This window comes from Actinoplanes sp. NPDC049265 (assembly GCF_043197135.1).
Classification (GTDB): domain Bacteria; phylum Actinomycetota; class Actinomycetes; order Mycobacteriales; family Micromonosporaceae; genus Actinoplanes.
This window is the reverse complement of the sequence record NZ_JBICSP010000053.1, coordinates 1-5,146: the sequence shown is the minus strand read 5'-3', so window position 1 is coordinate 5,146 and position 5,146 is coordinate 1. Positions and strand designations below refer to the sequence as shown.

The 5,146-nt window shown below is 56.9% G+C and carries 2 rRNA genes; both read left to right on the top strand.

The features are described 5' to 3' along the window. The first annotated feature begins 132 nt into the window (after positions 1–132). Positions 133–1,650: ribosomal RNA gene (locus ACGFIO_RS44235) — 16S ribosomal RNA — on the top strand. A gap of 376 nt (positions 1,651–2,026) precedes the next feature. After that, positions 2,027–5,140, top strand: a 23S ribosomal RNA gene (locus tag ACGFIO_RS44230). Together the 16S and 23S rRNA genes form the textbook arrangement of a ribosomal RNA operon. Positions 5,141–5,146 lie beyond the last annotated feature (6 nt).

Here is a 5,146-nt window from a genome sequence, read left to right as displayed (position 1 = left end):
GGTGTGTGGTTGTTCTTTGAGAACTCAACAGGGTGCTAGATAAGCCAGTGCCAATTATGGCGAGGTTTTGTTTTGCCTCGCGATTCCTTTGGCAACATTTTGAATGTTGCCGGGACAGCTTTTCCAAGGTTTTTGTTGGAGAGTTTGATCCTGGCTCAGGACGAACGCTGGCGGCGTGCTTAACACATGCAAGTCGAGCGGAAAGGCCCTTTCGGGGGTACTCGAGCGGCGAACGGGTGAGTAACACGTGAGTAACCTGCCCCAGTCTTTGGGATAACCCTCGGAAACGGGGGCTAATACCGGATATTACTGTCGGCCGCATGGTTGGTGGTGGAAAGTTTTTCGGTCTGGGATGGGCTCGCGGCCTATCAGCTTGTTGGTGGGGTGATGGCCTACCAAGGCGACGACGGGTAGCCGGCCTGAGAGGGCGACCGGCCACACTGGGACTGAGACACGGCCCAGACTCCTACGGGAGGCAGCAGTGGGGAATATTGCACAATGGGCGGAAGCCTGATGCAGCGACGCCGCGTGAGGGATGACGGCTTTCGGGTTGTAAACCTCTTTCAGCAGGGACGAAGCGCAAGTGACGGTACCTGCAGAAGAAGCGCCGGCCAACTACGTGCCAGCAGCCGCGGTAAGACGTAGGGCGCGAGCGTTGTCCGGATTTATTGGGCGTAAAGAGCTCGTAGGCGGCTTGTCGCGTCGACTGTGAAAACCCGCGGCTCAACTGCGGGCTTGCAGTCGATACGGGCAGGCTAGAGTTTGGTAGGGGAGACTGGAATTCCTGGTGTAGCGGTGAAATGCGCAGATATCAGGAGGAACACCGGTGGCGAAGGCGGGTCTCTGGGCCAATACTGACGCTGAGGAGCGAAAGCGTGGGGAGCGAACAGGATTAGATACCCTGGTAGTCCACGCTGTAAACGTTGGGCGCTAGGTGTGGGGGGCCTCTCCGGTTCTCTGTGCCGCAGCTAACGCATTAAGCGCCCCGCCTGGGGAGTACGGCCGCAAGGCTAAAACTCAAAGGAATTGACGGGGGCCCGCACAAGCGGCGGAGCATGCGGATTAATTCGATGCAACGCGAAGAACCTTACCTGGGTTTGACATCGCCGGAAAACTCGCAGAGATGTGGGGTCCTTCGGGGCCGGTGACAGGTGGTGCATGGCTGTCGTCAGCTCGTGTCGTGAGATGTTGGGTTAAGTCCCGCAACGAGCGCAACCCTCGTTCGATGTTGCCAGCGCGTTATGGCGGGGACTCATCGAAGACTGCCGGGGTCAACTCGGAGGAAGGTGGGGATGACGTCAAGTCATCATGCCCCTTATGTCCAGGGCTTCACGCATGCTACAATGGCCGGTACAAAGGGTTGCGATGCCGTGAGGTGGAGCGAATCCCAAAAAGCCGGTCTCAGTTCGGATCGGGGTCTGCAACTCGACCCCGTGAAGTCGGAGTCGCTAGTAATCGCAGATCAGCAACGCTGCGGTGAATACGTTCCCGGGCCTTGTACACACCGCCCGTCACGTCACGAAAGTCGGCAACACCCGAAGCCGGTGGCCTAACCCGTAAGGGAGGGAGCCGTCGAAGGTGGGGCTGGCGATTGGGACGAAGTCGTAACAAGGTAGCCGTACCGGAAGGTGCGGCTGGATCACCTCCTTTCTAAGGAGCGACTTACTGCTGAAAGGTAGTCAGTAGCCCGCGCTGTCCGTAGGTGATGGTGGGGTGCTCATAGGCGGAGACACTGGTTAGTCGGCTACCGGCAACGGTTTTGGATTCCTAGTACACGCAGCGTGTCTGTGAAGGAACGGTCCGAGATGCGGCTGGTGGAGGCGTTTAGCACCCTGTTGGGTCCTGAAGGAACAACCTGAGGGTTGTTTTTTCGGAACAGTCCAGGCATGACCTGGTCCTTTATACCGCTCGTGGGAGCTGCCTGTTGGTGGTGCCGGGGTCTGGTGGGGGGCGTGGATGGTTGTGGGTTGGTTGTTGGTTGAGAATTGCACAGTGGACGCGAGTATCTTTCTTTGTTTTCTGTGGTTGTTAAGTTGTTTAGGGCGAACGGTGGATGCCTTGGCATTGGGAGCCGATGAAGGACGTGGGAGGCCGCGATAGGCCTGGGGGAGCTGTCAACCTAGCTGTGATCCCAGGGTGTCCGAATGGGGGAACCCGGCACGAGTCATGTCGTGTCACTCATACCTGAATTCATAGGGTGTGTAGGGGGAACGCGGGGAAGTGAAACATCTCAGTACCCGTAGGAAGAGAAAACAATAGTGATTCCGTGAGTAGTGGCGAGCGAAAGCGGATGTAGCCTAAACCGGTGGTGTGTGATACCTGTCAGGGGTTGCATTGCCGGGGTTGTGAGACCCACTTATCGCATCTGACAGTGTGGTGAAGAGTTATAAAATCAGCGGTTAGTTGAACGGTGTGGGAAAGCCGGCCGTAGAGGGTGAGAGCCCCGTAAGCGAAAATCGTTGGTCTCTTTGTGGTGTTCTCGAGTAGCAGCGGACTCCTGTAATCTGCTGTGAATCTGCCAGGACCACCTGGTAAGGCTGAATACTTCCCGATGACCGATAGCGGACGAGTACCGTGAGGGAATGGTGAAAAGTACCCCGGGAGGGGAGTGAAATAGTACCTGAAACCGTTCGCCTACAATCCGTCAGAGCCTCCTTTGTTGGGGTGATGGCGTGCCTTTTGAAGAATGAGCCTGCGAGTTAGTGGCACGTGGCGAGGTTAACCCGGGTGGGGTAGCCGTAGCGAAAGCGAGTCTGAATAGGGCGTTTGAGTCGCGTGTTCTAGACCCGAAGCGGGGTGATCTAGCCATGGGCAGGTTGAAGCGTGGGTAAGACTGCGTGGAGGACCGAACCCACCAACGTTGAAAAGTTGGGGGATGACCTGTGGTTAGGGGTGAAAGGCCAATCAAACTCCGTGATAGCTGGTTCTCCCCGAAATGCATTTAGGTGCAGCGTCGTGTGTTTCTTGCCGGAGGTAGAGCACTGGATGGTCTAGGGGGCCTACAAGCTTACCGAAATCAGCCAAACTCCGAATGCCGGTAAGTGAGAGCGCGGCAGTGAGACTGCGGGGGATAAGCTTCGTAGTCGAGAGGGAAACAGCCCAGATCACCAGCTAAGGCCCCTAAGCGTGTGCTAAGTGGAAAAGGATGTGGGGTCGCTTAGACAACCAGGAGGTTGGCTTAGAAGCAGCCATCCTTTAAAGAGTGCGTAATAGCTCACTGGTCAAGTGGTTCCGCGCCGACAATGTAGCGGGGCTCAAGTACACCGCCGAAGCTGTGGCATTCACATATTAACTCGGTGTTGGTCTTTGGGCTGGCATCCAGGTGTGTGGATGGGTAGGGGAGCGTCGTGCTACCGGGGAAGCGGCAGGGTGACCTAGCCGTGGAGGTTGCACGAGTGAGAATGCAGGCATGAGTAGCGATTGAAGGGTGAGAACCCCTTCCGCCGGATGACCAAGGGTTCCAGGGCCAGGCTAATCCGCCCTGGGTGAGTCGGGGCCTAAGGCGAGGCCGAGAGGCGTAGTCGATGGATAACGGGTTGATATTCCCGTACCCGCGTAGGAGCGCCCACGATGAACTTCGTTGTGCTAACCGTCCGAACTGAGTGAGTCCTTCGGGATGATCGAGGGGAGCATGGGACCCTGACGGGTAGTAGTTGAGCGATGGGGTGACGCAGGAAGGTAGCTGATCCCGGCCGGTGGTTGTGCCGGGGTAAGCGTGTAGCCCGCATCATAGGTAAATCCGTGGTGTATTGAGGGTGAGACGTGATGCCGAGCCGTATTAGGTGAAGTCAGTGATCCTATGCTGCCGAGAAAAGCCTCTAGCGATGTTCCGAGCGGCCCGTACCCGAAACCGACACAGGTGGTCAGGTAGAGAATACCGAGGCGACGGGTGAACTGTGGTTAAGGAACTCGGCAAATTGCCCCCGTAACTTAGGGAGAAGGGGGGCCGGACGCGTGAAGCCCCGTGCGGGTGGAGCGTGGTATGGCCGCAGAGAGCAGGGGGAAGCGACTGTTTACTAAAAACACAGGTCCATGCCAAGTCGTAAGACGATGTATATGGACTGACGCCTGCCCGGTGCTGGAACGTTAAGGGGACCTGTCAGCCTTTCGGGGCGAAGCGGAGAACTTAAGCGCCAGTAAACGGCGGTGGTAACTATAACCATCCTAAGGTAGCGAAATTCCTTGTCGGGTAAGTTCCGACCTGCACGAATGGCGTAACGACTTCCCCACTGTCTCAACCACAGGCCCGGCGAAATTGCAGTACGAGTAAAGATGCTCGTTACGCGCGGCAGGACGGAAAGACCCCGGGACCTTTACTATAGCTTGACATTGGTATCCGAATGTAATTGTGTAGGATAGGTGGGAGCCGGTGAAGCTCGGACGCCAGTTCGGGTGGAGGCAATCTTGAAATACCACTCTGTTGGATTTGGGTATCTAACTTGCGGCCCTGATCGGGTCGAGGGACAGTGTCTGGTGGGTAGTTTAACTGGGGCGGTTGCCTCCTAAAGGGTAACGGAGGCGCCCAAAGGTTCCCTCAGCCTGGTTGGCAATCAGGTGTTGAGTGTAAGTACATAAGGGAGCTTGACTGTGAGACTGACGGGTCGAGCAGGGACGAAAGTCGGGACTAGTGATCCGGCACTTGCGTGTGGAAGCGGTGTCGCTCAACGGATAAAAGGTACCCCGGGGATAACAGGCTGATCTTCCCCAAGAGTCCATATCGACGGGATGGTTTGGCACCTCGATGTCGGCTCGTCGCATCCTGGGGCTGTAGCAGGTCCCAAGGGTTGGGCTGTTCGCCCATTAAAGCGGTACGCGAGCTGGGTTTAGAACGTCGTGAGACAGTTCGGTCCCTATCCGCCGTGCGCGTTGGATACTTGAGAAGGGCTGTCCCTAGTACGAGAGGACCGGGACGGACGAACCTCTGGTGTGCCAGTTGTCCCGCCAGGGGCATGGCTGGTTGGCTACGTTCGGAAGGGATAACCGCTGAAAGCATCTAAGCGGGAAGCCTGCTTCGAGATGAGGTATCCCACCACCTTGAGTGGGTAAGGCCCCCAGCTAGACGACTGGGTTGATAGGCCGGAGATGTAAGCCAGGTAACTGGTTCAGTTGACCGGTACTAATAGGCCGAGGGCTTAACTAACCTTTA